Raw genomic sequence first — 23,479 nt, forward strand, 5'->3', positions numbered from 1 at the left:
ACGGTGCGGAGCAGTCACGACCGCACCGGCTATTCGAACCGTTCCGGCAGATAGCTGTCGTCGGCGAGATCGGTGAAGCGGGTGTATTCGGCCTGGAAGGCGAGGGGCACCGTTGCGGTCGGGCCGTGACGCTGCTTGGCGATGATCACCTCGGCCTTGCCACGGGTCTCGTTCAGCGCCTGCTCCCATTTCAGATGGTCGTCCGTGCCCGGCTTGGGCTCGCGGTTGGCGAGGTAATATTCCTCGCGATACACGAACATCACCACGTCGGCGTCCTGCTCGATCGAGCCCGATTCACGCAGGTCGGCGAGCTGCGGGCGCTTGTCGTCGCGATTTTCCACCTGACGCGAGAGCTGCGACAGGGCGATGATTGGGACGGCCAGCTCCTTTGCCAGCGCCTTGAGGCCGGTGGTGATCTCGGTGATCTCCTGCACGCGGTTGCCCTGGGTGCGGCTCGAGCCCTGCATCAGCTGGACATAGTCGATGACCATGACGTCGAGGCCGCGCTGGCGCTTGAGGCGCCGGGCCCGCGCCGAGAGCTGGGCGATCGAGATACCACCGGTCTGGTCGATATAGAGCGGGATCCGCTGCATCGTCTCGGAGCAGCCGACGAGCTTGACCAGTTCCTGATCGTTGATGTTGCCGCGCCGGATCTTCGAGGAGGAGATCTCGGTCTGCTCGGAGATGATGCGGGTGGCGAGCTGCTCGGCCGACATTTCCAGGCTGAAGAAGCCGACGACGCCGCCGTTCTTGGCCTTGAAGGAGCCGTCCGCCTGCTCCGCCGGCTCGTAGGCGGCGGCGATGTTGAAGGCGATGTTGGTGGCGAGCGAGGTCTTGCCCATGGCCGGCCGGCCGGCGAGGATGATCAGATCCGACGCCTGCAGGCCGCCCATGCTGCGGTCGAGGGCGCTGATCCCGGAGGAGACGCCCGACAGGCCGCCGTCGCGGTCCTTGGCGGCGGTCGCCATCTCGACGGCAAGCGTCACGGCTTCGGTGAAGGACTGGAAACCGCCATCGTAGCGGCCGGTCTCGGCCAGTTCGAACAGCCGGCGCTCGGCGTCCTCGATCTGCGCCTTGGGCTCCATGTCCAGCGGCGCGTCGAAGGCGATGTTGACGACATCCTCGCCGATGCGGATCAGCGAGCGCCGGATGGCGAGGTCGTAGATCGCCCGGCCATAGTCGGAGGCGTTGATGATCGTGGTCGCCTCGGCGGCCAGACGGGCGAGATACTGCGCCACGGTCAGGTCGCCGACCTTGTCGCCGGCGGCGAGGAACGTCTTGATCGTCACCGGATTGGCGATCTTGCCCATCCGGATCATCTCGGACGTCTTGGCGAAGATCTCCCGGTGCAGGGGCTCGAAGAAATGGTCGGGCTTCAGGAAATCGTGGACGACGTAATAGGCGTCGTTGTTGACCAGCATGGCGCCCAGCAGCGCCTGCTCGGCCTCGATATTGCTCGGAGCCTCGCGATAGAGCGCCGCCGCGTCGTCGTCCATCTTGCGCGCTGCATCCGCCATGCCGCGTCACCTCTGCCATCGCTTCAGGAAGCGTTCTGACTACACCACAGGGCCGTCCGCTGCCAGCGATTCGCACCGGCCGTGACGCCGATCCGGCGGTGAGTGATCCGCATCGGCGAAACCGCCACGATGGGCGGCGTGACGGTGGATAAGATCGGGGATAACCGGCGCGGCTGTTGACGGGTGCGCCGGTGTCCCTTCGGCCCGAATGACTATTCCGCGGCCTGCCGGTCCATTTCGGTCCGTCCGGCGGCGATCGGGCGGACGGTGTCCCGCTGCTCGAGTTCGCGCAGCCTGGCTTCGGCTTCCAGCATGTAGTCCCGGGTAATCGGCAGGGTGTCGACCTTCCTCGTCAGCTGGACCTGGAAGACGACGCAATCCTGCCAGCGGAACGCGGTTTCCGACGCGGCGAGGTAGAACTCCCACATCCGGCAGAAGCGCTCGTCATACAGGGCCCTGGCCTCGTCGCGGCGCGCGGCGAAGCGATCGCGCCAGTGGCGGATTGTCTCGGCGTAGTGAAGCCGCAGCACCTCGACATCGCTGATGATCAGGCCGGCGCGCTCGACCGAATGGGCGATCTGCGAGAGGGACGGCAGATAGCCACCTGGGAAGATGTACTTGTTGATGAAGGCGTTGGTGTTGGCCGGTTCGTCCCAGCGCCCGATCGTGTGCAGCAGCATCACCCCGTCCTCGTCCAAAAGGCGGGCGCACTGGCGGAAATAATCGTCGTAGAAGTCGACCCCGACATGCTCGAACATGCCGACCGAGACAATCCGGTCGAACGGGCCGGCGGTGTCGCGGTAATCTGCGATCTCGAAGCGCAGATGGTCGGAGAGCCCGGCCGCATCGGCCCTTGAGCGGGCGATGCCCAGTTGCTCGTCGGACAGGGTGATGCCGGTGACGTCGGCGTCCAGATGGCGCGCGAGATACAGCCCCATGCCACCCCAGCCGCAGCCGATGTCCAGTGTCTTCAGGCCCGGCCGGTCGAAGGCCAGCTTGGCGGCAATATGGCGCTTCTTGGCGAGTTGCGCCTCGTCGAGCCCGGCGCCGGGCCGGTCGAAATAGGCGCAGGAATATTGCCGGTCGACGTCGAGGAACAGGTCGTAGAGCTCCGACGACAGATCGTAGTGGTGCTTGACGTTCCGCCGCGCGCGCTGCGGCGTGTTGTTCTGGATCACCCGGCGATAGATCAGCCGCAGCCGGGCGATCGCCCGCATCCACGGCTCGTTCTGGGCCTTGTTGCCGGCGTTGCGGAAGACCAGCGCCAACATGTCGAAGATCGTGCCCTCGGTGATGTCGACGCCGCCATTCATGTAGGCTTCGCCGAATTTCAGGCCGGGATTGATCGCCACGCCGCGTTCGGCGGCGGCCGTGTTGAAGCGCAGATGGACCGGATCACCGGTGCCGTCGCCCCAGCGGGTCACGCGGCCGTCACTGTCGGTCACGGTGAGATCGCCGAAAACGAGAAGATGCTTCAGATACGTCGCGAGTATGCGGTTCATGTCACCACTCCTGCGTCGGCCTGAGCCTGACGGCTCGCGGCGTCACGGGAACTTATCGCTTGGTATGCACTGCCTTCCTTATCTTATGGGCCACCGGCGCGATGGGAAGGGGGCCCGATCCCAACGCAAAAGGGGCCGGCAATCAATGCCGGCCCCTCTCGTTACGGGTCGCTGCGGAATCGTCGGTGCGGGCAGGGCCCGCCGGCGACTGCCGATCAGTTGGTCTCGTCGGACTCTGCGGTCGCTTCGTCGGTCTCGCCGGCTTCGACTTCTTCGCCGTCCAGCTCGTCCTCGTCCAGCTCTTCCTCTTCCTCGTCGATGCCGTAGATCGCATCGGCGGAGGTCAGGTCTTCACCGCGCGCCTGGCGCTCGGCTTCGTCCTGCGAACGGGCGACGTTGATCGAGATGCTGACGTCCACCTCGGGATGCAGCGCGATCGTGATCGGGTGCACGCCGATGGTCTTGATCGGCTGGTTCAGCTGGATGTCGTTGCGGTTCACCTTGAAGTCGGCCGCTGCGAGCAGGTCGGCGATGTCGCGGGTGGAGACCGAACCGTAGAGCTGACCGGTCTCACCGGCCTGGCGCACGACGATGAAGCTCTTGCCGTTGAGCGAGGAGGCGACGCCCTGGGCCTCGGCCTTGCGCTCTTCGTTGCGGGCGATGAGCTGGTCCTTCTGCGCTTCGAAGCGCGCAGCATTGGCTTCGTTGGCGCGCAGTGCACGGCCCGACGGCAGCAGGAAGTTGCGGGCGAAGCCGTCGCGAACCTTCACGGTCTCGCCCATCTGGCCGAGCTTTGCGATGCGTTCGAGAAGAATGACGTCCATTGGTCTGTCCTTTCAGGAGGTTTGGTTCTTGGATCAGTTGCGACCGGTCGGTGCCGGATCGTCCGGGCGCCGCCAGGTTTCGTAGATCCCCATCGCCAGAAACAGGACGATCGGGAAGGAAAGCAGGATCAACGCCGCATAGCTGGAGAACAGGACCAGAAAACGGCCCTGGCGTCCGCGGGTTCGGCGATGCAGTGCCGCGAGCCCGACCAGCGTGAAGGCGGCGGCGAAGCCACCGAGGAGCACGTCGCCGAGGAGGCCGATCGTGCCGCCCGCGAAAGCGGCGCCGGCGGCCACCGCGAAGATGACGAGGCTGATCTGCGGCAGCTGCGCGCTTGTCGGAATGTCGTCCTTCGGCCGCGGCAGGCGGCCCGAGACGCGCACGATGGCGGCGCCGAGATACAGCCCGACGATCAGCGAGATCGCCACGACGGCAGGCTGGACGAAGGGGACGAGGCCGATGATCAGCTGCGCGATGGCGCGGCGCTCGTCGTCGGTCGCCGTGTCCATGGCGCCGCCGCTCTGGCGCAGGGCGTCGACGACGGCCGGGATGAAGTCCTCGGGGTCGAAGCCGAGATACCAGCCGAGAAAGATGCAGGAGCCGATCGCCATCAGCGTGATCGCCATGAGCACGCGCGACAGCGGATACCAGTCGAGGGGCGGAGCGGCGTTCGCTGCCCCCAGCGGGCGCGGCGCATCGTCGGCCAGCGGGCGGGCCAGCCCGACGAGATGACCGGCGACGGCCGTCGGCAGCGCCATGGAGGCGAGCAGCGTCAGCGCGCTCGGCACGGACTGGGCGATGGCATAGATGGCTGCTGTGGCGACGGCGGCGGAGACGAAACCGGCGGTCGATCCCCAGCCGAGGCTGGCAATGGCGATGGGAATGGGGGCGGCCAGCGCAAGGCTGACGGCGGAGCTCGACTGCAGCACGATACCGGCGAACAGCAGCGCGCTGGCAAGGCCGGATATGATCGCGATGATGATGGCGGTGGGCTGCATGAACTCGTTCGCTGTCCTGCTCGTGGCAGTTAGAGGCCAGATGCCCCAACTCGGCTTGGCGGACGGTCGCGGCACCATGCCGGCTTTCGTCCCGTCATTCCGGCGCCGCCTGATGCGTCCGGAAAGCCGGCGGCGCCATGAGCGCCGCCGGAGATGTGGTCGGTCCTACTTCAGGACGTAGGGCAGAAGGCCAAGGAAGCGCGCGCGCTTGATGGCCTGGGCAAGAGCCCGCTGGTTCTTCTGCGACACGGCCGTGATGCGCGACGGCACGATCTTGCCACGCTCGGAAATGTAGCGCTGCAGGAGACGTACGTCCTTGTAGTCGATCTTCGGCGAATCGGTGCCGGCGAACGGGTCGGACTTGCGACGGCGATGGAAGGGCCGGCGGGTGGGAAGCTGGGCGATATCGACCATCTTGGCTTACTCCGAATCGGTGTCGCGGGGGCGGCGGGGACGGTCGTCGTCGCGGTCGCGGCGCGGGCCGTCTTCGCGGTCACGACGCGGGCGGTCGCCACGATCGCCACGGCGCGGACGATCGTCGCGCTTCTGCATCATGGCCGACTGGCCTTCCTCGTGCTCTTCCACGCGGATCGTCATGTAGCGCAGGATGTCTTCGTTGAAGCGCATCTGGCGCTCCATCTCCTGCACCGCCGCCGACGGGGCGTCGATATTCATCAGCGTGTAATACGCCTTGCGGTTCTTCTTGATGCGGAAGGTGAGGGTCTTCAGACCCCAGTTTTCCACCTTGCCGATCTTGCCGCCATTGGTCTCGAGAATGCCGCGGAGCTGCTCGACGAGCTGCTCGACCTGCTGGTTCGAGATATCCTGGCGCGCGAGAAATACGTGCTCGTACAGAGCCATGCGCTATCGCCTTTCCGTTTCACGTTCGCATTCGCCCGGGTACAGCGGCTAAGCCTCAACGACTTTCGTGCGAAACCCGCGGGAAGCAGGACGATCGGAAAGGCGTCAGTACAAGAACGGTCGAGAGCGGAGACACGGGAAACCGATACCTTTTGGCATCTGTTGTCGACGACATCGACAGCTTTCCGTTCAGCCCCCAGCTGAGACCCGGACAATGAGGAGGGTTCCACTACCCGCTTGCGCGGCGTTTGGCAAGTCCCGCCGGCCATTCGCCGCGCGGTCGCCGCGCCTCGGCCGGGTTGTCGCGCCCGGCTCGAGCACGGATCGGGCCGCCTGCTTGACAGGACGGGCTTGACCAAACCATTGCCTGCACTCGTTTTGCAACCAGCAACACAAGGGAGAGCCGCATGACCACCGCACTGGTCTTTCCGGGACAGGGCAGTCAGAGCGTCGGCATGGGCCGTACTCTCTATGACAGCTTCGACGCCAGCCGTGCCGTCTTCGACGAGGTCGACGAGGCGCTCGGCGAGAAGCTGTCGGCGCTGGTCTTCGAGGGACCCGAGGACCGTCTGACGCTGACCGAAAATGCCCAGCCGGCCCTGATGGCGGTGTCGATGGCGGCAATCCGCGCGCTGGAGGCCGAAGGCTTCTCCGTCGAGACGGCGGCGTATGTCGCCGGCCACTCGCTCGGCGAATATTCGGCGCTCGCCGCAGTCGGCGCGCTGTCGATCGGGCAGACGGCGAAGCTGTTGCGCATCCGCGGCAATGCCATGCAGGAGGCGGTGCCAAGCGGTGCGGGCTCGATGGCAGCGATCATCGGCCTCGATGCCGAGGCGGTCGCCAAGCTCTGCGAGGACGCTGCCGAGGGCGAAGTCTGCGAGCCGGCCAACGACAATGGCGGCGGCCAGATCGTCATCTCCGGCAATGCCGCGGCGATCGACCGGGCGATTGCGCTGGCGCAGGAGCGGGGCGCCAAGCGGGCGCTGCCGCTGTCGGTCTCCGCGCCCTTCCATTGCCGGCTGATGCAGCCGGCGGCCGATCGCATGGCCGAGGCGCTGGCCGATGCTGAGATCCTGGTTCCGCGTGTTCCAGTCGTCACCAATGTGACGGCCGGTCCGACATCCGATCCCGCCGAGATTCGCGAGCGGCTGGTGCGACAGGTGACGGGCCAGGTGCGCTGGCGCGAAAGCATCGAATGGCTGGCGGCCAACGGCGTGAATTCGCTGGTCGAGATCGGCAGCGGCAAGGTCCTGACCGGGCTCGCGCGCCGAATCGATCGCAGCCTCGAAGGGCGCGCCATCGGCACCGCTGACGATGTCCGCGCTTTCACCGCCGGCTGATCATCCTATCTAGAGAGAGCCGCAGGCGCCTGGCGCTGCGGAGCAGACCATAACGGAGGGAATCCGACATGTTCGATCTGACCGGGCGCAAGGCGCTCGTGACCGGCGCCAGCGGCGGCATCGGCGAGGCGATCGCCCGCGCCCTGCACGGCGCCGGTGCGACCGTGGGCCTGCACGGCACCCGACGCGAGAAGCTGGACGACCTGGCCGCTTCGCTGGGCGAGCGGGCGATGGTGTTTCCCGCCGATCTGTCCGACCGGGCCGAGCAGAAGCGGCTGGCCGAAGCCGCCGAAGCCGAAATGCAGGGCGTCGATATCCTGGTCAACAATGCCGGCATCACCCGCGACGGGCTGTTCGTGCGCATGTCGGACGAGGACTGGGACGCGGTGCTGGAGGTCGACCTGACGGCGGCGTTCCGCCTGACGCGCGGCGTGACCCATCCGATGATGCGGCGCCGCTTCGGGCGAATCATCAACATCACCTCGATCGTCGGCGTCACCGGCAATCCCGGCCAGGCGAATTATTGTGCGGCGAAGGCGGGCATGATCGGCCTGTCGAAATCGCTTGCCCAGGAAATCGCCTCGCGCTCGGTGACGGTGAATTGCATCGCGCCCGGCTTCATCGCCAGCGCCATGACCGAGAAGCTGAACGACAAGCAGAAGGACGCGATCATGGGGGCGATCCCGATGAAGCGCATGGGCGAAGCCGATGAAATCGCCGCATCGGCGGTGTATCTGGCGTCCAACGAGGCCGGCTACGTCACCGGCCAGACCCTGCACGTCAACGGCGGCATGGCCATGATCTGAGGGCACGGCTGCCCCGCCGCTGGCCGCTTGGCCCCCGCGGCAGGGCATGCTATGCGCCGGCACTTCGAATTTTCCGCTGTCGTTGCCTGCGGACTGGCCGCGACGAGGATGACCACAACGCTTGATAATGCGTCGTGCCACGTCTAACGAAAGCGGCGAAACCAATCGCAATAGAGGACTGACAATGAGCGATACCGCTGAGCGAGTGAAGAAGATCGTCGTCGAACACCTGGGCGTCGAGCAGGAGAAGGTCACGGACAACGCGAGCTTCATCGACGATCTGGGCGCCGACAGCCTCGATACGGTCGAACTCGTCATGGCTTTCGAGGAAGAGTTTGGCGTCGAGATTCCCGATGATGCCGCCGAGACCATCCTGACGGTCGGCGACGCGGTCAAGTTCATCGAGAAGAACCAGGCCTGACCCAATCGGGCGGCCTAACCGCCTGGGCGAAGAGCGATTGATGAGACGAGTAGTCATTACAGGCGTCGGCATGGTCACGCCCCTCGGGGCGGGTGCCGGCGTCACATGGAAACGTCTGCTGAACGGCGAAAGCGGCCTGAAGCGTGTCGACAACTTCCAGGTCGACGACCTGGCGTGTCAGATCGCCGGGCAGATTCCGCGCGGCGACGGCCAGGACGGCACCTTCGATCCGGACCACTGGATGGAGCCGAAGGAGCAGCGCAAGGTCGATGACTTCATCATCTACGCTGTCGCAGCTGCGTCCGAGGCCCTCGACGATGCCAACTGGCATCCCGAGACCTACGAGGACCAGATCGCTTCCGGCGTTCTGATCGGTTCGGGGATCGGCGGCCTGCAGGGGATCGAGCGCACGTCGCTGATCCTGGCCGAGAAGGGCCCGCGGCGCATCAGCCCGTTCTTCATTCCCGGCAGCCTGATCAACCTGGCCTCCGGCCATGTGTCGATCCGCAACGGATTGAAGGGCCCGAATCATTCGGTGGTCACGGCCTGCTCGACCGGCGCGCATGCGATCGGCGACGCGTCGCGACTGATCGCGCTCGGTGATGCCGACGTGATGGTGGCAGGCGGTGCGGAATCACCGGTCGGCCGCCTCGCTATGGCCGGCTTTGCCGCCTGCAAGGCGCTGTCCACCCACTTCAACGACAACCCGACGGCCGGTTCACGGCCTTACGACCGCGACCGTGACGGCTTCGTCATGGGCGAGGGCGCCGGTGTGGTCGTTCTGGAAGAATACGAGCACGCCAAGGCGCGCGGCGCGAAAATCTACGCCGAGGTCATCGGCTACGGCATGTCGGGCGACGCCTATCACATCACGGCTCCGGCCTCCGATGGCGACGGCGCGTTCCGCTGCATGTCGGCGGCGATGAAGCGGGCCGGCGTGCAGCCGTCCGAACTCGACTATGTCAACGCGCATGGTACCTCGACGCCGCTCGGCGACGAGATCGAGCTCAGGGCGATCGAGCGGCTGGTCGGCGATGCCGCCAGCGGCATCACCATGTCGTCCACCAAATCCGCGATCGGGCATCTGCTCGGTGCGGCGGGCTCCGTCGAGGCGATCTTCTCGGCGCTGGCGATCCGCGACAATGTCGCGCCGCCGACGCTGAATCTCGACAATCCGTCGGTGGAGACCAAGATCGATCTCGTTCCGCACGAGAAGCGCGAAAAGCGCATCGACGTGGCGCTGTCGAACTCCTTCGGCTTCGGCGGCACCAACGCTTCGCTCGTGCTGCGACGCGTGGCCGACTGACAACGATGGCGGCGGCGCATGATGCCGCCGCTGCCGTTCGGGCTTTCGCCACAATCCGATGGTGCTTCGGCAGCCACGAGGCAATTTCATTCGGGGGTATGCGGTGACCGACGAACGCGGCGAGGGCGCTCGCTCAGGCAAGGGCCGTCGTGGCCGGGGTCCGGCTCCGGCGCGCAAACGCTCGCGGGCTTCCCGCAACCAGCTCGTCATCTTCCTGAACTTCTGCCTGTCGACCGCGCTCTTCGTGATGCTCGCGGCCGGTGCGCTGATCTATTGGGGCGTCGGCCAGTTCGAGGGCGCAGGCCCGCTGCAGGCCGAGACCACATATGTCGTGCCGCGCAACAGCGGTCTGCAGACGATTGCCAGCGGGCTCGAGCGGGAAGGCGTCATCAGCGACGCCACCGTGTTCGAATACGGCGTGCGCTTCGCCGGGACCGCGGGTGACCTGAAGGCCGGCGAATACGCCTTCGCGCCAGGCACCTCGATGCGCGAGGTGATGGAAAAGCTCCGCGAGGGACGCTCCATCATGCATTCGGTGACCATTCCGGAAGGCTGGACGGCGGAGCGGGCCTTCGAGCGCATTGCCGCCGAGCCGTCCCTGACCGGCGACATGCCGGAGATGGTGCCGGAAGGCACGCTGATGCCCGACACCTACCTGTTCCAGCGGGGCCTGACCCGCAAGGAAATCGTCCGGCGGATGCGCGAGGCGCAGAACAAGCTCGTCGCCGAGATCTGGGAGACCCGGGCGGACGATTTGCCGATCGACGATATCGGCCAGTTCCTGACCCTCGCCTCGATCGTCGAGCGCGAGACCGGCATCGCCGGCGAGCGCCCGCATGTCGCCTCGGTGTTCGTCAACCGGCTGCGCAAGGGCATGCGGCTGCAGTCTGATCCGACATTCCTCTATGGCGTCTATGGCGGGGCCGGCAAACCGTCCGGCAAGCCGGTGACCCAGTCCGACATCGACAGCGACACGCCCTACAACACCTACAAGATCAAGGGTCTGCCGCCCGGTCCGATCGCGCTGCCCGGCCGGGCCGCGCTGGAGGCCGTTGCCAATCCGCTGGAGACCAAGGACATCTACTTCGTGGCCGACGGCACCGGCGGCCATGTCTTCGCCGAGACGCTGGACGAGCACAATCGCAACGTCCGCGACTACCGTGCGCTGGAGCGCCAGAACCGGGCCGAGCAGTAGCAACGCCGCCGTTCCCGGCGGCGCGAGGGGGAGAACCGCGATGCCGGTGCAGAGCATGACGGGCTTTGCCCGCCACGAGTCGACGCAGGCCGGCGCCGAGTTCGTTTGGGAATTGCGCTCGGTCAACGGCAAGGGGCTCGACCTGCGGCTGCGTCTGCCGCAGGGCTTCGAGGCGATCGAGGCGGATCTGAAGCGAACGGCCGCCACATGGCTGAGCCGGGGCAACATCCAGGCCAATCTCCAGATCCGGCGCGACGAGACGGCACCGGCCTTTACCATCAACGATGCGATGCTCGGCCAGCTTCTGGCACTGTCCAGCCGGCTGGTCGCCGATGGTCACGCCGGCCCGCCGAGCGCCGACGGCATCCTGGCGATCAAGGGGATCGTCGAGGTCGCCGAGAGCCGTCTCGACCCCGAGGAGCGCGAGGCGCAGCTCGCTGCCGCCGGGACGACCTTCGTCGCCGCGGTCGAGAGCCTTGCCGCCGCGCGGCAGGCCGAGGGCGCCGCCCTTGCCGACATTCTCTCCGAGCGGCTCGCCGAGATCGAACGGCTGGCCAATGCGGCCGAGGCCGATCCGTCCCGCAGCATCGAGGCCTGCCGGGAGCGACTGCGGGCGCAGGTGGCCGAACTGATGGGCGCCGACGAGCGGCTCGACGAACAGCGTCTGCACCAGGAAGCGGCGATGATCGCCGCCCGCGCCGATATCCGCGAGGAGATCGACCGGCTGCAGACCCATGTGGCGGCGGCGCGGGCGCTGCTGTCGAACGGCGGGCCGATCGGCCGACGCCTCGATTTTTTGTCGCAGGAATTGAACCGCGAATCGAATACGGTCTGCTCCAAGTCGAATGCGACTTCGCTGACCGCCATCGGACTGGAACTGAAGGTGGCGGTCGATCAATTCCGTGAGCAGGTGCAGAACATAGAATGACGTCGATTTTCGAAACGGAATCGGGGGCGCCGATCGCACGCCGTGGGCTGATGCTGGTGCTGTCGTCACCGTCCGGCGCCGGCAAGTCGACCATCGCGCGCAATCTCCTGGAGTCCGATCCCGGCTTCCAGCTCTCGGTCAGCGTGACCACGCGCAAGCGGCGGGCCAGCGAGATCGACGGCGTGCATTACCGCTTCATCGACCGGGCCGAGTTCGAGCGGCTGCGTGACGGGGGCGCCCTGCTGGAATGGGCCGAGGTCCACGGCAATTTCTACGGCACGCCCCGGGCTGCGGCCGAAAAGGCCATGCGCGACGGCCGCGACATGCTGTTCGACATCGACTATCAGGGCGCGCTGCAGCTGCAGGAGCAGGCCAAGGCGGACGTCGTCTCGGTGTTCATCCTGCCGCCGTCCATGACCGAACTGAAGACCCGCCTCCTGCGGCGCGCCGAGGATTCCGGCGAGACCATCGCGGTCCGCCTGAAGAACGCCAAGGTCGAGATCGAGCGCTGGCGTGACTACGACTACGTCGTCGTCAATGAGGATCTGGACAAGGCGTTTTCGGCCGTGCGGTCGATCATCAATGCCGAGCGGCTGCGCCGCGACCGGCGGCCGGGCCTGTTCGACTTCACCGCCGAACTTCTCTCCCAGACCGTCTGCTGAGACCGGGGCATGCGCCCGTCACCGGCTGACAATCTGAGTCAGCCGGCTAGTCCAGGCCGTTGGCAAGGCGAACGAATTCGCTGATCGAAAGGGTTTCGGCCCGGCGCTGCGGATCGATGTCCGCCGCCACGAGAAGCGCTTCGCCGCCAAGGCTCTTCAGGCTCTGGCGCAGCATCTTGCGGCGCTGGCCGAAGGCGGCGGCGGTCACGCGTTCGAGGGCTGCCAGGCTCGCCGGCTCGGGTTCGACGCGCGGCCGGAGCTGGATGACCGAGGAGGTGACCTTGGGCGGCGGCGTGAAGGCTTCCGGCGGCACGTCGAAGAGGATCTTCGCCTGCGTTCGCCACCCGGCGAGCACGCCGAGACGGCCGTAATGCTTCGAGCCGGGCACCGCGACGATGCGCTCGGCCACCTCGCGCTGGAACATCAAAGTCAGGCTCGACCAGAGCGGCGGCCATTGCGGCGTCGCGATCCAGTTGAGCAGCAGTTGCGTTCCGACATTGTAGGGCAGGTTCGCGACGATCTTCAGCGCGTCGGCGCCCTCGGGGCGTGCAACCTCCGCCAGATCGAAGTCCAGCGCATCGGCGCGGCGGATCTCCAGCCGGCCGGGATAGTGCGCGGCGATGGCCTCGAGCGCCGGAATGCAGCGGCTGTCCTTCTCGATGACCACGACACGCGATGCGCCTTCGGCGAGCAGCGCACGGGTCAGGCCGCCGGGGCCGGGGCCGACCTCGACGATTGTCGCCCCCTCCAGCGGCAGTGCCTGGCGGGCGATCCGACCGGTGAGGTTAAGATCGAGAAGGAAGTTCTGGCCGAGGCTGCGCTTGGGATCGAGACCATGCTCTTCCAGGACCGCACGCAGGGGCGGCAGGCTGTCGATGGGGCTCACGCGTTGGCCGTCGCGGCGCTGCCTGCACCCGTGCCGATTTCGGCCATGCGACCGGCCAGCCGGATCGCCGCGAGGAAGCTGTCGGGTCGGGCGTCGCCCGAGCCGGCGATGTCGGCGGCCGTGCCGTGATCGGGAGAGGTCCGGATGATCGGCAGGCCGAGGGTGGCGTTCACCGTCTGGTCGAAGGCCAGCGTCTTGGCCGGGATCAGCGCCTGGTCGTGATACATGCAGACGGCGACGTCGTAGCGGGCCCGGGCCTCGGGATGAAACATCGTGTCGGCAGGCAGCGGCCCGACCGCGTCGATGCCGGCGGCGCGAAGGCGCGCGACGGCCGGGCGGATCACCGTCTCGTCCTCGGTGCCGATCGCACCCTTCTCGCCGGCATGCGGGTTCAGACCGGCGATCGCGAGGCGCGGGCGCGCAATGCCGAGGCGGGCGCTGTAGTCCGCGGCGACGATCCGGCAGGTCGTCTCGATCAGCTCCGCGGTGAGCTGGGCCGGCACGTCGGCGATGGGGATATGGATGGTCACGGGTACGCAGGAGAGGTCCGGACCGGTCAGCAGCATGACAGGCGTAAAGGGACGTCCGAGCCGCAACTGGCACAGATGCGCCAGATATTCGGTATGGCCCGGATGGTGGAAGCCGGCGTCGTAGAGCGCCTTCTTGTCGATCGGTCCGGTGACGACCGCCGCGGCGCTCCCCTCCAGCACCAGCGCCGTCGCCCGGTCGATCGCCTCGATCGTTCCGGCGGCATTGGCCGGGTCTGTCTTGCCGGGCGCATCGGACTGGCGGTTGACCAGCGGCAGGACGGGCAGGGCGCCGGCAGGCACATCATGCGCTTCCGCCGGATTGTGGATCATCGCGATGGCCAGCTCGCGGCCGAGACGGCGGGCTCGCGAGGCGAGGACGTCGGGATCGCCGATCACGAAGAAGGGCGGCAGATCGGCCCGGTGGTCGCCATGGATGGCGATCACGATGTCCGGGCCCACACCCGACGGATCGCCGAGCGTCACCGCGATCGGTGCATCCATCGCAAAATCCCGCATGAGCTGCCCCTTAGCGGCGAACGATCTGAGCTCTGTCGCGCAGCTTCTTCAGATAGGCTGCGTCGGGTTCGGCCTGTTCGCCGAGCTTTTCCATCTCCCGTGCCTGGAAGACGAGGGCGGCGGCCTTGTCGTCGGAGATGTTGCGGGTGTTGCACACGGCGATGAACTCGACACCGCGTTCGGTGGCCTGGGCGGGGGTGGCGCGCCCGACGGAGGTCGCCTGGATGTCCTTCTTCCAGCGCGGCGGCAGTTCCGGCTGGGCGACGCGGCCGAGGTCGCGCACGGTCACGTCACGCAGGCCCTTGGCGAATTCGTAGGTGGAATCGCAGGAGCGGAAGCGCGAGCGCATGCTCTCGGCCTCGCGCTTGCGCTGGGCCATAAGGGCCGAACGCTGGGCGTCGGGGATGACGAAGATCACCTGCTGGAGCGTGTATTCGGTGGTGCTCGGCTTTTCGCCGCCCTGGGCCAGCATGCGCTGGACCACGTCCTGCTCGCTCAGTCGCTCGGTGCTGCGCATGTTCGCCTGAACGGCCTGGCCCCAGCCCATCTGCACGCGGATGTAGTCCTTGAAGCCGTCCGACGAGAAACCGGCGCGCGACAGCACCTGCCCGAGCTGCTCGCGGGTCAGCTTGTTCTCGGCGGCAAAGCGGCCGAAGGCCTCGTCGACCGCCTCGTCCGGAATGGCGATGCCGCGGCGCCCGATCTCCTGTTTCTTCAGCGCCTCGTCGATCAGCTCGTCGGTCGCCTTCTGCGTGGCATTGCCGCCGACGCGGCGCAGCTTCAGGAAGGCGGCCCGCTGGCGGATCTGGTAGCTGGTGATCGGCATGCCGTTCACCACCGCCTTGATCTCGCTGGCGGCCTGTACCGATACGGTGGTGGCGGGCAGCGTGGCAGCGGCCGACCCGGCAAGGACGAATGCGAGGGCCGCGCGTCTGGCGACGTTTCCAACGATCATGACTGCTTCAACTCCCTGAATGGCGGCGCGTCCCGCTCCCGCGCCCTGTCCTTCGCCCGCTCATGGCGACCATCCGCCCGGATGTCGCACAGGGCAAGGCTCCCGCAAAGCCGTTTCGCCTGCAAGTCCGGACTGCTCGTAGCGTGCAGCTTTGGCGAAACCGTGATCTGGTCGGCCGTTCGCCCGGCGGCGGGGCGAACGGATGTCAGCCGTCGTCGCCGAGATCGTAGGAATAGCCGAAATCGGAAATCGTGCGGAGCCCGATGGTGAACATCAGCCGCGAGGAATCCGATTCCTGCGAATAGCGGTTCACCGTATCCTGGTAGGAGACGAGCAGGCTGAAGCACTCGTCGGCATAGCCGATGCCGAAGGTCTTCTCGACCACCGACTGGTTCTTGATGTCGTAGCCGACCGAACCGAAGGCGCTCCAGTTCTCGGCGAATTTCAGCGTGCCCGAACCGGTGATCTGGCTGCGATCCTCGATCGAGCCATAGATCGGCTGGGCGTCGATGTTGGTGTAGGTCACCGTCGCGGTGGCATCGGACGAGCCGTAGGTTCCGAAGACGTCGGTGCGCCGGACCGCGAAGCTCTCCTCGTCGAAGCGGGCCTGGGTGCCGAGGGTGATGCCGATCGGCGTGCCGACGGCGATCGAGCCGACATAGTCGGAGCGATCGGACTCCAGACCGGAATCGTAGCCGACCAGCGCCAGATCGGTCTGCGCGAAGGAGTTCACGCCGCCCAGATGGTAGGACTGGCCGAACACCGCGTTGACCGAGTAGCCGCCGTCGAAATTGCCGGCATATTTGACGCCGACATTGGCGCGCGAGCCGCCCTCGATCCGGTCGTAGCCGGAGAACTTGTCGAGCGCGAACAGATTGGCGGTGTTGAACACCAGCGTCTGCGCGTCCTCGTTGGGCAGAAGGCCGATCTTCTGCTCGTCCGGCCGCAGGATGACCTGGCCGATCGGCTCGATCACATGCGAGGAATTGGCAGTTTCGATCAGATAGGGGTAGCGCGCTTCCATCGCCGCGGTCGCCATGCCGCGCGTGCCGGTATCGTCCAGCGACAGGGCGCCCTGACGGTAGTAATCGGCCAGCCAGTCGCCCTTCTGGTCGTTCGGGACCAGATTGTAGGCCGCTGGCGTCACCGGATTGGGGATCGTCACCGGCCGGCCGGTCGCGGGGTCGGTATAGGTGTAGGGCTCGTAGTAATAGTTCGCGAAGCCGTCGGAGCGCATGTCGGCGGTGTAGAAATCGCCGCGCACCGAGGCGGTCGGCGACAGGACGAGACCGGTCTCCAGCGTATAGGAGTCACGCCAGGCAAGATCAGCCGAGGCGCGGGTATAGTCGCCCTCCAGCGCGTTGTAGCGCAGAAGGTCGGAGCGATACTGGTAGCCGTTCATCGGCGTCCGGCAGGCCTCGTTCATGTCGTCGACGAGGTAGAGCGAGGTCGCGCAGATCGGATCGACCGAACCGTCGTCGCGATGCAGCGACGCGACGTTCATCTCCAGCTTCACTTCGCCGCCGAGAACGCTTTCCTGCTCGATGCGCTCATAGTCGAAGCTCGGCGCCACCAGCGGCTGGGTGTCGGCGGCATCCGGGTTGACCGACTGATACTGGAACTTCTGGCCGCGCAGGTCGAAATAGCTCTGGTCGCCGAGACCGGTCAGATAGATCTCCGACGTCTTCACGGTGTCGCCGTAGCCGGGGATTTCGTAGGTCGCGGAGAAGTTCTCGTCCGACTGCACCATGACGTCCCAGCCGAGCGTCCAGCGCTCGCTGAGGGCGAACTGCGCCTTCGAGCCGATCATGCCGCGTTCGGTGTTGTCGAAGTCGGGGGAGGCTCTGGTGAGTTCGCCGGTCGTCGTGTTGTAGACGTTGTCGCCGGCAAAGGCGTCCGGGTCGTTCTGGCTGATGCCGGCGGCCTGCAGCGTGAAGAAGCCGTTCTCGAAGGCCTGGCGGTACTCGGCCTCGGCCAGGAAGCCCTGCTTGGTGTAGTAGGTGCCGGACAGGGTCACGTCCTTGTCGTCGGCAATGTCGATGAAATACGGGGTGCGCAGGCCGTAGCCGAGATTGCTCGACGACTTGAAGGTCGGGGTCAGGAAACCGGTCTTGCGCTTGACCGTCGGGTCCGGCGACTGGAAGTACGGCATGTAGGCGATCGGCACGCCGAGCAGCTCGAACTTGGCGCCGTAGTAGCGCACTTCCTTCTCGGTCTGGTCCCAGACGATCCTGCGGGCCTTCACCTGCCAGAGCGGCGCCCGATCCGGATTCTCGCGGCAGGTTTCGCAGGCCGTGTAGACACCCTGCTGGAAAGTCGTGACGCTGCCGTCCTGACGCACGGCGTCACGGGCGGCGAAACGGGTGTTGTCCGGGGTCTCGATCCGCAGCGCCTTGACGAAGCCGTCGCGGAAATCATCGGTGATGTCGATGCTGTCCGCGTAGACCTTATTTCCGTCCGGCTGTTGCAATTCCACATCGCCCGAAGCCACCAGACGACGGGTGTTCTGGTCGTAGGTGACGTTCCGCGCGACCAGCTTGTAGCTGCCATAGTCGATCCGCACACCGCCGGAAGCGGTGACGATGGAGTTGTCGGTATTGTAGGTGACGGTATCGGCTTCCAGGAACATCTGGGCGTCGTCCGGCACCGACATGTCGGCCGGAATGACCGCCTGTGCCCACGCTGCCTGGCCCCCGAAGCCGAGGCCGCAAATGGCTGTTCCCGCAAGGAGAACCGCCCGTATGCCGGCCTGCGCGTCGCGGCGTTCTGCGCGACTGGCCCCCCTCGCAACCATACTCAACCATCCTCTTGATGGAGCAGGATCGTCACCCCAGACAATCCTGCCGCCAAGACCGGAAACCACGCTGCCATAACCGGTGGTACCACGTCATTGCTTCCGAGAGCTTTCGCCAAGAACGTGACGACGTAAAGCACGAATCCGGCCATTACACCGCCCGCAATCGTCCTACCAGACTGGCCCGTGCGCGAAAACCTCGTGGCGACGGTCGCGGCGAGCAAAGTCATGGCGATGAACAGGGCCGGCTGCGCCACCAGCGTGTGGTACTGCATCCGGAAGGCGTCGGTGTTGAAGCCCAGACTTGCGGCAACGTCGATCTTCGAGCCGAGCTGCCAGATGGAGATCGCCTCGGGATCGGCGATCCGCTGTTCGACATATTCGGGGCGCAGGCTGGTGGGAAGCTTGTATTCCTTCGGGAATTCCGGCCGGTAGCCGACCCGCGTCACCCGCGGCTTCTCCAGAAGCCAGTACTCGTCGTTGAGAACCGCGCGCGCCGCGTCGATGCGCTCCTTCACGATGCCCTCGTCGTTCATAACGAAGGCGGTGATGTCGCCGAGAACCGTGCCGCCGCGCGCCACCGTCTTGGCGCCGAGGATCGACTGGACGCCGTCGCCCTCCTGACGCAGCCAGGGCACGCGGTCCGAGCTAGAGACGTCGCCGCCGGCGGTCATGGTGGTCTGCATGTCCTCGGACAGGGTCTTCGTATAGGCGGTCAGCGGATTGTAGACGAAGGTCGCCACGATCCCGATCAGGAACGAGCCCACCACGAAGGGCAGGAGGATCTGCCAGATCGAGACGCCGGAGGCACGCGCCACGACGAGTTCCAGACGCCGGTTGAGGGTCAGGAGCGTGTAGATCGACGAGAACAGGACGATGAAGGGGAAGGCCTGGCCGATGAAGCTCGGCACCCGCAGCAACGAGAAGAGGGCGGTCGCACCGAAGCCGAGATCCTCGAAGCGGCTGCGACGGCTGACCTCGATCAGGTCGATCAGGTAGATCAGCGCGAAGACCGTCAGCAGCGTCGACAGGAAGCTGACGACATACATGCGGAAGAAATAGCGGTTGAGGGTCCAGTTCCTCATCGGGCGGCCCCCGCGGCCCGGCGCCGGCCGAACAGGGCGGCATAGCCGTCCTGCAGGGCGGTCGTCGCCTGTTGCAGCGGCGCCCAGCCGGCGAGGTCGAAATTGCGCCAGATCAGCGCGCTGTTCAAAGCGATGGCGGCCAGCGGCAGCAGATAGGAGATCACCACCCAGAAGACGCCCTGCTCGATCTGGGAGAGAGTGACGAAGCCGGCGGCTTTCAGCATCAGCCCGCCGCACAGACCGAGGGTCATGGCCGGGCCGGTACCCTGGCGGTTGGTCGAGGGCTGGCCGGCAACGACGATCGCCCACAGGACGAAGGCGATGGCGAAGAGCCAGTTGGTCATGCGGTCGGTCAGTTCCTCGGTGAAGCTGTGCGGCCGTTCCTGGTAGAGGCCGTCATTGGGATCGGGCCATATCAGCGCGGCGGTGCTGCGCTCGGAGGCGCGCACCCAGCTGTTATCGGTCGCCGGCCGCAGCGCGGCGAGATCGAAGGCATAGGTCTGGAACTGGATCACCGAGACGCTGTTGTCGGCGGTGTTGCGACGGTGCAGCTGGCCGTCGAACAGGAGCAGCAGCGAATTGGCGTCCTCGTCGATGATCTTCGCCTCGCGGGCGAAATAGGTGAGGTCGCTGGCCGGGTCGCGGGTGTCGGCGATCACGAGGCTCTCGACCGTCGCGCCGTTCACGTCGCCGATGCTGATGACGATGCCGTCCTGCACCTGCTCGAAGCGGCCGGGCTTCAGAAACAGGGTGATCATGTCGGCGTTGATCGAGCGGATACCGTTCTGGAACGCACTCATCGAGGCCGGCCCGACGACATTGCCGATCAGGAGCATGATCAGGCCGCCCAGAAGGCCGAGGGCGACGATGGGACGCGCGATGACGGCCTGGGACGCCCCGGCGGCCGAGATGACGGCGCGTTCGGAATCGGAATTCAGCGAGTTCAGCGCCTGGATCGCGCCGATCAGCAGCGCGAAGGGCAGGACCCCGGCGAACAGGTCCGGCAGCAGCATCAGGGCGATCCAGAAGATGTTGCTGGCGGCCGAGGCGCTGGTCTTGACCACGTCGATGCGCGACAGCGCCTGGACGATCCAGACGATCAGCACCAGCGAGGTCAGCGACGAGGCCGCATACACGAAGGCCCGCTTGAAGATGTAGCGTTCCAGAATCGTCATGCGGTTCCCGTTCCCGCGGCTGCAGATTGGCCCATTGCCTCGCTCGATTTTTCACTTGCGGCCGGCGCGGGCCTGGAGAAACAGCCGGCGGCCGGCTCTCGTCGTGGAAGGAAGATTACACCAGCTTGGCTAAAGAAGGGCGAAGAACGATGGTGAACAGGGCGTATCTTCGGCCGCGGGCCTTGCAATGCGGCCCGTCCCGACCATCATTGCCCGCGTCGCCGCATGCCGCCCCCGGACGGCTGTCCCGCCGCGACACGATTTCATTCGACCCGCAGGAGACATCATGGCCAGCCTTCCCTCGATCGAGTTCGTCGCAAAGGATGCACCAGCCAAGGGTGTGCTGGTCGTCCTCGCCGGCAAGGATGCCGGCCTGGCGGCGAGCGCGGGCGACGCGGTTCGGTCCCTCGTATCGCGCGCCGCGGGCGTCGCGAGGTTCAAGGGCAAGCACCTTGCGACACTCGACGTCCTGGCACCCGCCGATGTCGATGCCGACCGGCTGCTGGTCGTCGGCACGCATGCCGACAAGCCGCTGACCGACGAGGACTGGCTGAAGCTCGGGGGCGTCATCGCCGCGAAGACCAAGGGCGCGCCAGAGGTGACGATCCGCTGCGAGCGCGCCGACGGCGACGTCTCGGCCGCCGAAGCCGCGATGCTCGCCGCGGGCGCCAGCCTGCGCGCCTATGATTTCGACCTCTACAAGACGAAGTCGTCCCGCAAGAACGGCGACGACGAGCCCAAGGTCGCCTCGAAGATCGCCCTGGCCGTCGCCGACATCGCCGCGGCAAAGGACGCCTACACGGTCCAGGAGGCGATCGCCGCCGGCACGATGCTTGCCCGCGACCTCGTCAACGAGCCGGCCAATGTTCTCGGGCCGGTCGAGTTCGCCGACCGCATCGCCGCGCTGTCGCAGCAGGGGATCGATGTCGAGATCCTCGGCGAGGCGGAATTGCGGGCGCTGAAGATGGACGCGCTTCTCGGCGTCGCACAGGGCTCGCCGCGGCCGCCGCGCCTCGCCATCATGCGCTGGAACGGCGGTCCCGACGACGAGGCGCCGATCGCCTTCGTCGGCAAGGGCGTCGTCTTCGACACCGGCGGCATCTCGATCAAACCGGCGGGCTCGATGGACGAGATGAAGGGCGACATGGGTGGCGCAGCCGCCGTGGTCGGCGTGATGCGGGCGCTGGCGGGCAGGTCCGCCAAGGTCAACGCCATCGGCATTGTCGGCCTCGTCGAGAACTCCGTGGATGGCAATGCCCAGCGGCCGGGCGACATCGTCACCGCGATGTCCGGCACGACGATCGAGGTGCTGAACACCGACGCGGAAGGCCGCCTCGTTCTGGCCGACGCGCTCTGGTACTGTCAGGACCGCTTCAAGCCGAAATTCATGGTCAATCTGGCGACGCTGACGGGGGCCATCATCGTGGCGCTCGGCAACCAGCATGCCGGCCTGTTCTCCAACAATGACGAATTGTCCGACCGGCTGCTGGCCGCGGGCATCGGCACCGGCGAGAAGGTCTGGCGCCTGCCGCTGGCGCCGGAATACGACAAGATGATCGAGGGCAAGTTCGCCGACATCAAGAATATCGGCGGCGGACGGGCGGCCGGCGCGATCACTGCGGCGCAGTTCCTGCAGCGGTTCGTCAACGACGTGCCATGGGCGCATCTCGACGTCGCCGGAACGGCGATGGGCTCGCCGGCCAACGAGTACAACCAGTCCTGGGCGTCGGGCTTCGGTGTGCGCCTCCTGGACCGGCTGGTGTCCGACCACTACCAGGCCGGCTAGGGACCGCGGCCCGATGACCGAGGTCCTGTTCTACCACCTGACCCAGAGCCGGCTCGAGGAGGCGCTGCCCGACCTTCTCGAGAAGAGCCTGGGGCGGGGGTGGCGCGTCGTGGTGCAGTTCTCCTCGGAGGAACGCCGCGACGCCCTCGACCATCATCTCTGGGTCTATCGCGACGAGAGCTTCCTGCCGCATGGCAGCGATTCAGACAGCAGCGGTGCGTTGCAGCCGATCCTGCTGACGGTCGAAGCCGAGCAGAAGGCCAACGATCCGCAGGTGCGGTTCCTCGTCGACGGGGCCGTGCCGGCGAGCCTCGAGGGCTATGTGCGGGCGGTCTACCTCTTCGACGGCCACGATGCCGAACAGCTCGATCTGGCGCGCTCGCGCTGGAAGGTGGAGAAGGCCGCCGGGCACGCGGTCACCTACTGGCAGCAGAACGACGACAGCCGCTGGATCAAGAAGGCCTGAGCCGGCGATGGTTCTGCCGGATGTCAGCGTTCGCTGCTGTGGCCACCGAGCCAGCGTTCGTCGCGCGTATTGGCCGGTTCGGTCCGCCGCGCCAGATGGGTCGGCACTGTCTTCGCCGCGGTGAGCGTCGCCCGGTACCAGCCTGGTCGCAGATGGACGATCAGGGCGAAGGCGAGGAGATTGGCGAAGCTCGCCAGTTCCAGCGTTTCCTCGATCCAGACGGCGTTGCGAGCCTCGGCCCATTCGGCGCCGACGAGCATCAGCGTGCTGGCACCCACCGGCACGAGCCAGAACAGGGTGACCTCGCGGATGCTACGAGCCAGCGGCACCCGGCGGTACAGCAGCAGCGCCACGGCGCCGAGCGCCAGGGCAAACGGGATGACATCCTTGTATGTGCCGGTCAGGCACGGACCGCCCTCGTAGAAGCTGCTGGAGCAGGCCGGCGTCTCGCGCATGCTGGCCATGGCGCAGCCGAAGCTGCCGAGCAACGTCACGTAGAAGGTCTCGAAGTCGAACCGCAGCGCCGCGATCAGGAAGCCGACGGCGGCCAGCGCGACGGTTGCGACCTGCAGCAGTTCATGCGGGCTGTTCTCGGCGATCGTCGCATCGCCGGCGGAGGCGCCCACCAGCAGGAGGCTGCAGGCGACAGCGAACAGAATCGCTCCCGCTGCAATGGCGGCGAAAACCGCCATCTCACGCCAATGCAGCCGTTGTCGCACGACATGCAGAATGTCTCCGGGGAGGCCTGACAGGCCGGCATATGAGATGCGCATGCAAGGTGCTTTCCTGAAGCGCTCTCCATGACTGTCCGAAAGGACTGGCGGCCAGAGGGCGGCTTCGACATGGCGGGGCCGCCCGGCGGGGACAGCCAGCGCCGACCGAACGCCGGCAACGACGTGTTGCAGGCGTGTGCAGCCAAGATGTC

The 23,479-nt window shown here is 66.5% G+C and carries 22 protein-coding genes; 9 read left to right on the forward strand and 13 right to left on the reverse strand.

All coding sequences use genetic code 11. From position 1 onward, the window contains the following. Positions 1-29 precede the first annotated feature (29 nt). The 6 genes from H536_RS0110840 to rpsF all read right to left on the reverse strand — a co-directional run bounded on the left by H536_RS0110840 (position 30) and on the right by rpsF (position 5,703). Positions 30-1,517 carry a replicative DNA helicase gene (locus H536_RS0110840; RefSeq protein WP_024350496.1) on the reverse strand — a complete coding sequence of 496 codons (1,488 nt, stop codon included), beginning with the start codon at positions 1,515-1,517 and terminating at the stop codon, positions 30-32. Between the two features lie 212 nt (positions 1,518-1,729). Next, positions 1,730-3,019, reverse strand: coding sequence for a cyclopropane fatty acid synthase (locus H536_RS0110845; protein WP_024350497.1), 1,290 nt, complete (start codon positions 3,017-3,019; stop codon positions 1,730-1,732). A gap of 215 nt (positions 3,020-3,234) precedes the next feature. After that, a complete protein-coding gene (gene rplI / locus H536_RS0110850; protein WP_024350498.1) occupies positions 3,235-3,843 on the reverse strand; it encodes a 50S ribosomal protein L9 in 609 nt (202 codons plus the stop codon). A gap of 33 nt (positions 3,844-3,876) precedes the next feature. Further along, positions 3,877-4,842, reverse strand: coding sequence for a hypothetical protein (locus H536_RS0110855; RefSeq protein ID WP_024350499.1), 966 nt, complete (start codon positions 4,840-4,842; stop codon positions 3,877-3,879). A gap of 165 nt (positions 4,843-5,007) precedes the next feature. Next, complete coding sequence (gene rpsR / locus H536_RS0110860; RefSeq protein WP_024350500.1) at positions 5,008-5,256, reverse strand: 30S ribosomal protein S18; 249 nt, start codon at positions 5,254-5,256, stop codon at positions 5,008-5,010. Positions 5,257-5,262: 6 nt separating this feature from the next. Then, positions 5,263-5,703: a 30S ribosomal protein S6 gene (gene rpsF / locus H536_RS0110865; RefSeq protein ID WP_009209377.1), complete on the reverse strand. Its 441-nt coding sequence runs from the start codon at positions 5,701-5,703 to the stop codon at positions 5,263-5,265. 407 nt (positions 5,704-6,110) lie between these two features. Here rpsF and fabD point away from each other — a divergent pair, with 407 nt between their 5' ends. The 7 genes from fabD (at position 6,111) to gmk (ending at position 12,361) form a co-directional block, all read left to right on the forward strand. Beyond that, positions 6,111-7,043: an ACP S-malonyltransferase gene (gene fabD / locus H536_RS0110870; protein ID WP_024350501.1), complete on the forward strand. Its 933-nt coding sequence runs from the start codon at positions 6,111-6,113 to the stop codon at positions 7,041-7,043. Positions 7,044-7,111: 68 nt separating this feature from the next. Beyond that, positions 7,112-7,849 (forward strand): 3-oxoacyl-[acyl-carrier-protein] reductase, encoded by a 738-nt coding sequence (gene fabG, locus H536_RS0110875; protein ID WP_024350502.1) that lies wholly within the window; start codon positions 7,112-7,114, stop codon positions 7,847-7,849. 184 nt (positions 7,850-8,033) lie between these two features. Next, positions 8,034-8,270 carry an acyl carrier protein gene (locus tag H536_RS0110880; protein WP_009209380.1) on the forward strand — a complete coding sequence of 79 codons (237 nt, stop codon included), beginning with the start codon at positions 8,034-8,036 and terminating at the stop codon, positions 8,268-8,270. A 40-nt stretch (positions 8,271-8,310) separates the two neighbouring features. Beyond that, a complete protein-coding gene (gene fabF, locus H536_RS0110885) occupies positions 8,311-9,576 on the forward strand; it encodes a beta-ketoacyl-ACP synthase II (RefSeq protein WP_024350503.1) in 1,266 nt (421 codons plus the stop codon). A gap of 103 nt (positions 9,577-9,679) precedes the next feature. Beyond that, positions 9,680-10,771 carry an endolytic transglycosylase MltG gene (gene mltG, locus H536_RS0110890; RefSeq protein WP_029703065.1) on the forward strand — a complete coding sequence of 364 codons (1,092 nt, stop codon included), beginning with the start codon at positions 9,680-9,682 and terminating at the stop codon, positions 10,769-10,771. A 40-nt stretch (positions 10,772-10,811) separates the two neighbouring features. Further along, on the forward strand, positions 10,812-11,699 hold the full coding sequence (locus tag H536_RS0110895) for a YicC/YloC family endoribonuclease (protein ID WP_024350504.1): 888 nt from the start codon (positions 10,812-10,814) through the stop codon (positions 11,697-11,699). Further along, positions 11,696-12,361: a guanylate kinase gene (gene gmk / locus H536_RS0110900; protein ID WP_024350505.1), complete on the forward strand. Its 666-nt coding sequence runs from the start codon at positions 11,696-11,698 to the stop codon at positions 12,359-12,361. Before H536_RS0110895 ends, gmk begins: the two co-directional genes overlap by 4 nt. Before the next feature lie 46 nt (positions 12,362-12,407). On the opposite strand, the gene rsmA is transcribed toward gmk, so the two are convergent. From rsmA to H536_RS0110930, 6 genes are all read right to left on the reverse strand, one after another. Further along, entirely contained in the window at positions 12,408-13,247 is an 840-nt protein-coding gene (gene rsmA / locus H536_RS0110905) for a 16S rRNA (adenine(1518)-N(6)/adenine(1519)-N(6))-dimethyltransferase RsmA (RefSeq protein ID WP_024350506.1), read from the reverse strand. Beyond that, entirely contained in the window at positions 13,244-14,278 is a 1,035-nt protein-coding gene (gene pdxA, locus H536_RS0110910) for a 4-hydroxythreonine-4-phosphate dehydrogenase PdxA (protein ID WP_373279280.1), read from the reverse strand. Before pdxA ends, rsmA begins: the two co-directional genes overlap by 4 nt. Before the next feature lie 25 nt (positions 14,279-14,303). Then, positions 14,304-15,248 (reverse strand): SurA N-terminal domain-containing protein, encoded by a 945-nt coding sequence (locus tag H536_RS0110915; RefSeq protein WP_024350508.1) that lies wholly within the window; start codon positions 15,246-15,248, stop codon positions 14,304-14,306. 205 nt (positions 15,249-15,453) lie between these two features. Beyond that, positions 15,454-17,901, reverse strand: coding sequence for an LPS-assembly protein LptD (locus H536_RS0110920; protein WP_244495420.1), 2,448 nt, complete (start codon positions 17,899-17,901; stop codon positions 15,454-15,456). A 143-nt stretch (positions 17,902-18,044) separates the two neighbouring features. Further along, positions 18,045-19,127, reverse strand: coding sequence for an LPS export ABC transporter permease LptG (lptG, locus tag H536_RS0110925; protein ID WP_024350510.1), 1,083 nt, complete (start codon positions 19,125-19,127; stop codon positions 18,045-18,047). Then, entirely contained in the window at positions 19,124-20,302 is a 1,179-nt protein-coding gene (locus H536_RS0110930) for an LptF/LptG family permease (RefSeq protein ID WP_024350511.1), read from the reverse strand. The genes lptG and H536_RS0110930 overlap by 4 nt, the downstream gene beginning before the upstream one ends. A gap of 286 nt (positions 20,303-20,588) precedes the next feature. Here H536_RS0110930 and H536_RS0110935 point away from each other — a divergent pair, with 286 nt between their 5' ends. Continuing rightward, positions 20,589-22,088 (forward strand): leucyl aminopeptidase, encoded by a 1,500-nt coding sequence (locus H536_RS0110935; protein WP_024350512.1) that lies wholly within the window; start codon positions 20,589-20,591, stop codon positions 22,086-22,088. A gap of 13 nt (positions 22,089-22,101) precedes the next feature. Continuing rightward, positions 22,102-22,554, forward strand: coding sequence for a DNA polymerase III subunit chi (locus H536_RS0110940; protein ID WP_009209392.1), 453 nt, complete (start codon positions 22,102-22,104; stop codon positions 22,552-22,554). A gap of 23 nt (positions 22,555-22,577) precedes the next feature. On the opposite strand, the gene H536_RS0110945 is transcribed toward H536_RS0110940, so the two are convergent. Beyond that, entirely contained in the window at positions 22,578-23,246 is a 669-nt protein-coding gene (locus H536_RS0110945; protein WP_156421785.1) for a hypothetical protein, read from the reverse strand. Positions 23,247-23,479 lie beyond the last annotated feature (233 nt).

This window comes from Aurantimonas coralicida DSM 14790 (genome assembly GCF_000421645.1).
Taxonomy (GTDB): Bacteria; Pseudomonadota; Alphaproteobacteria; order Rhizobiales; family Rhizobiaceae; genus Aurantimonas; species Aurantimonas coralicida.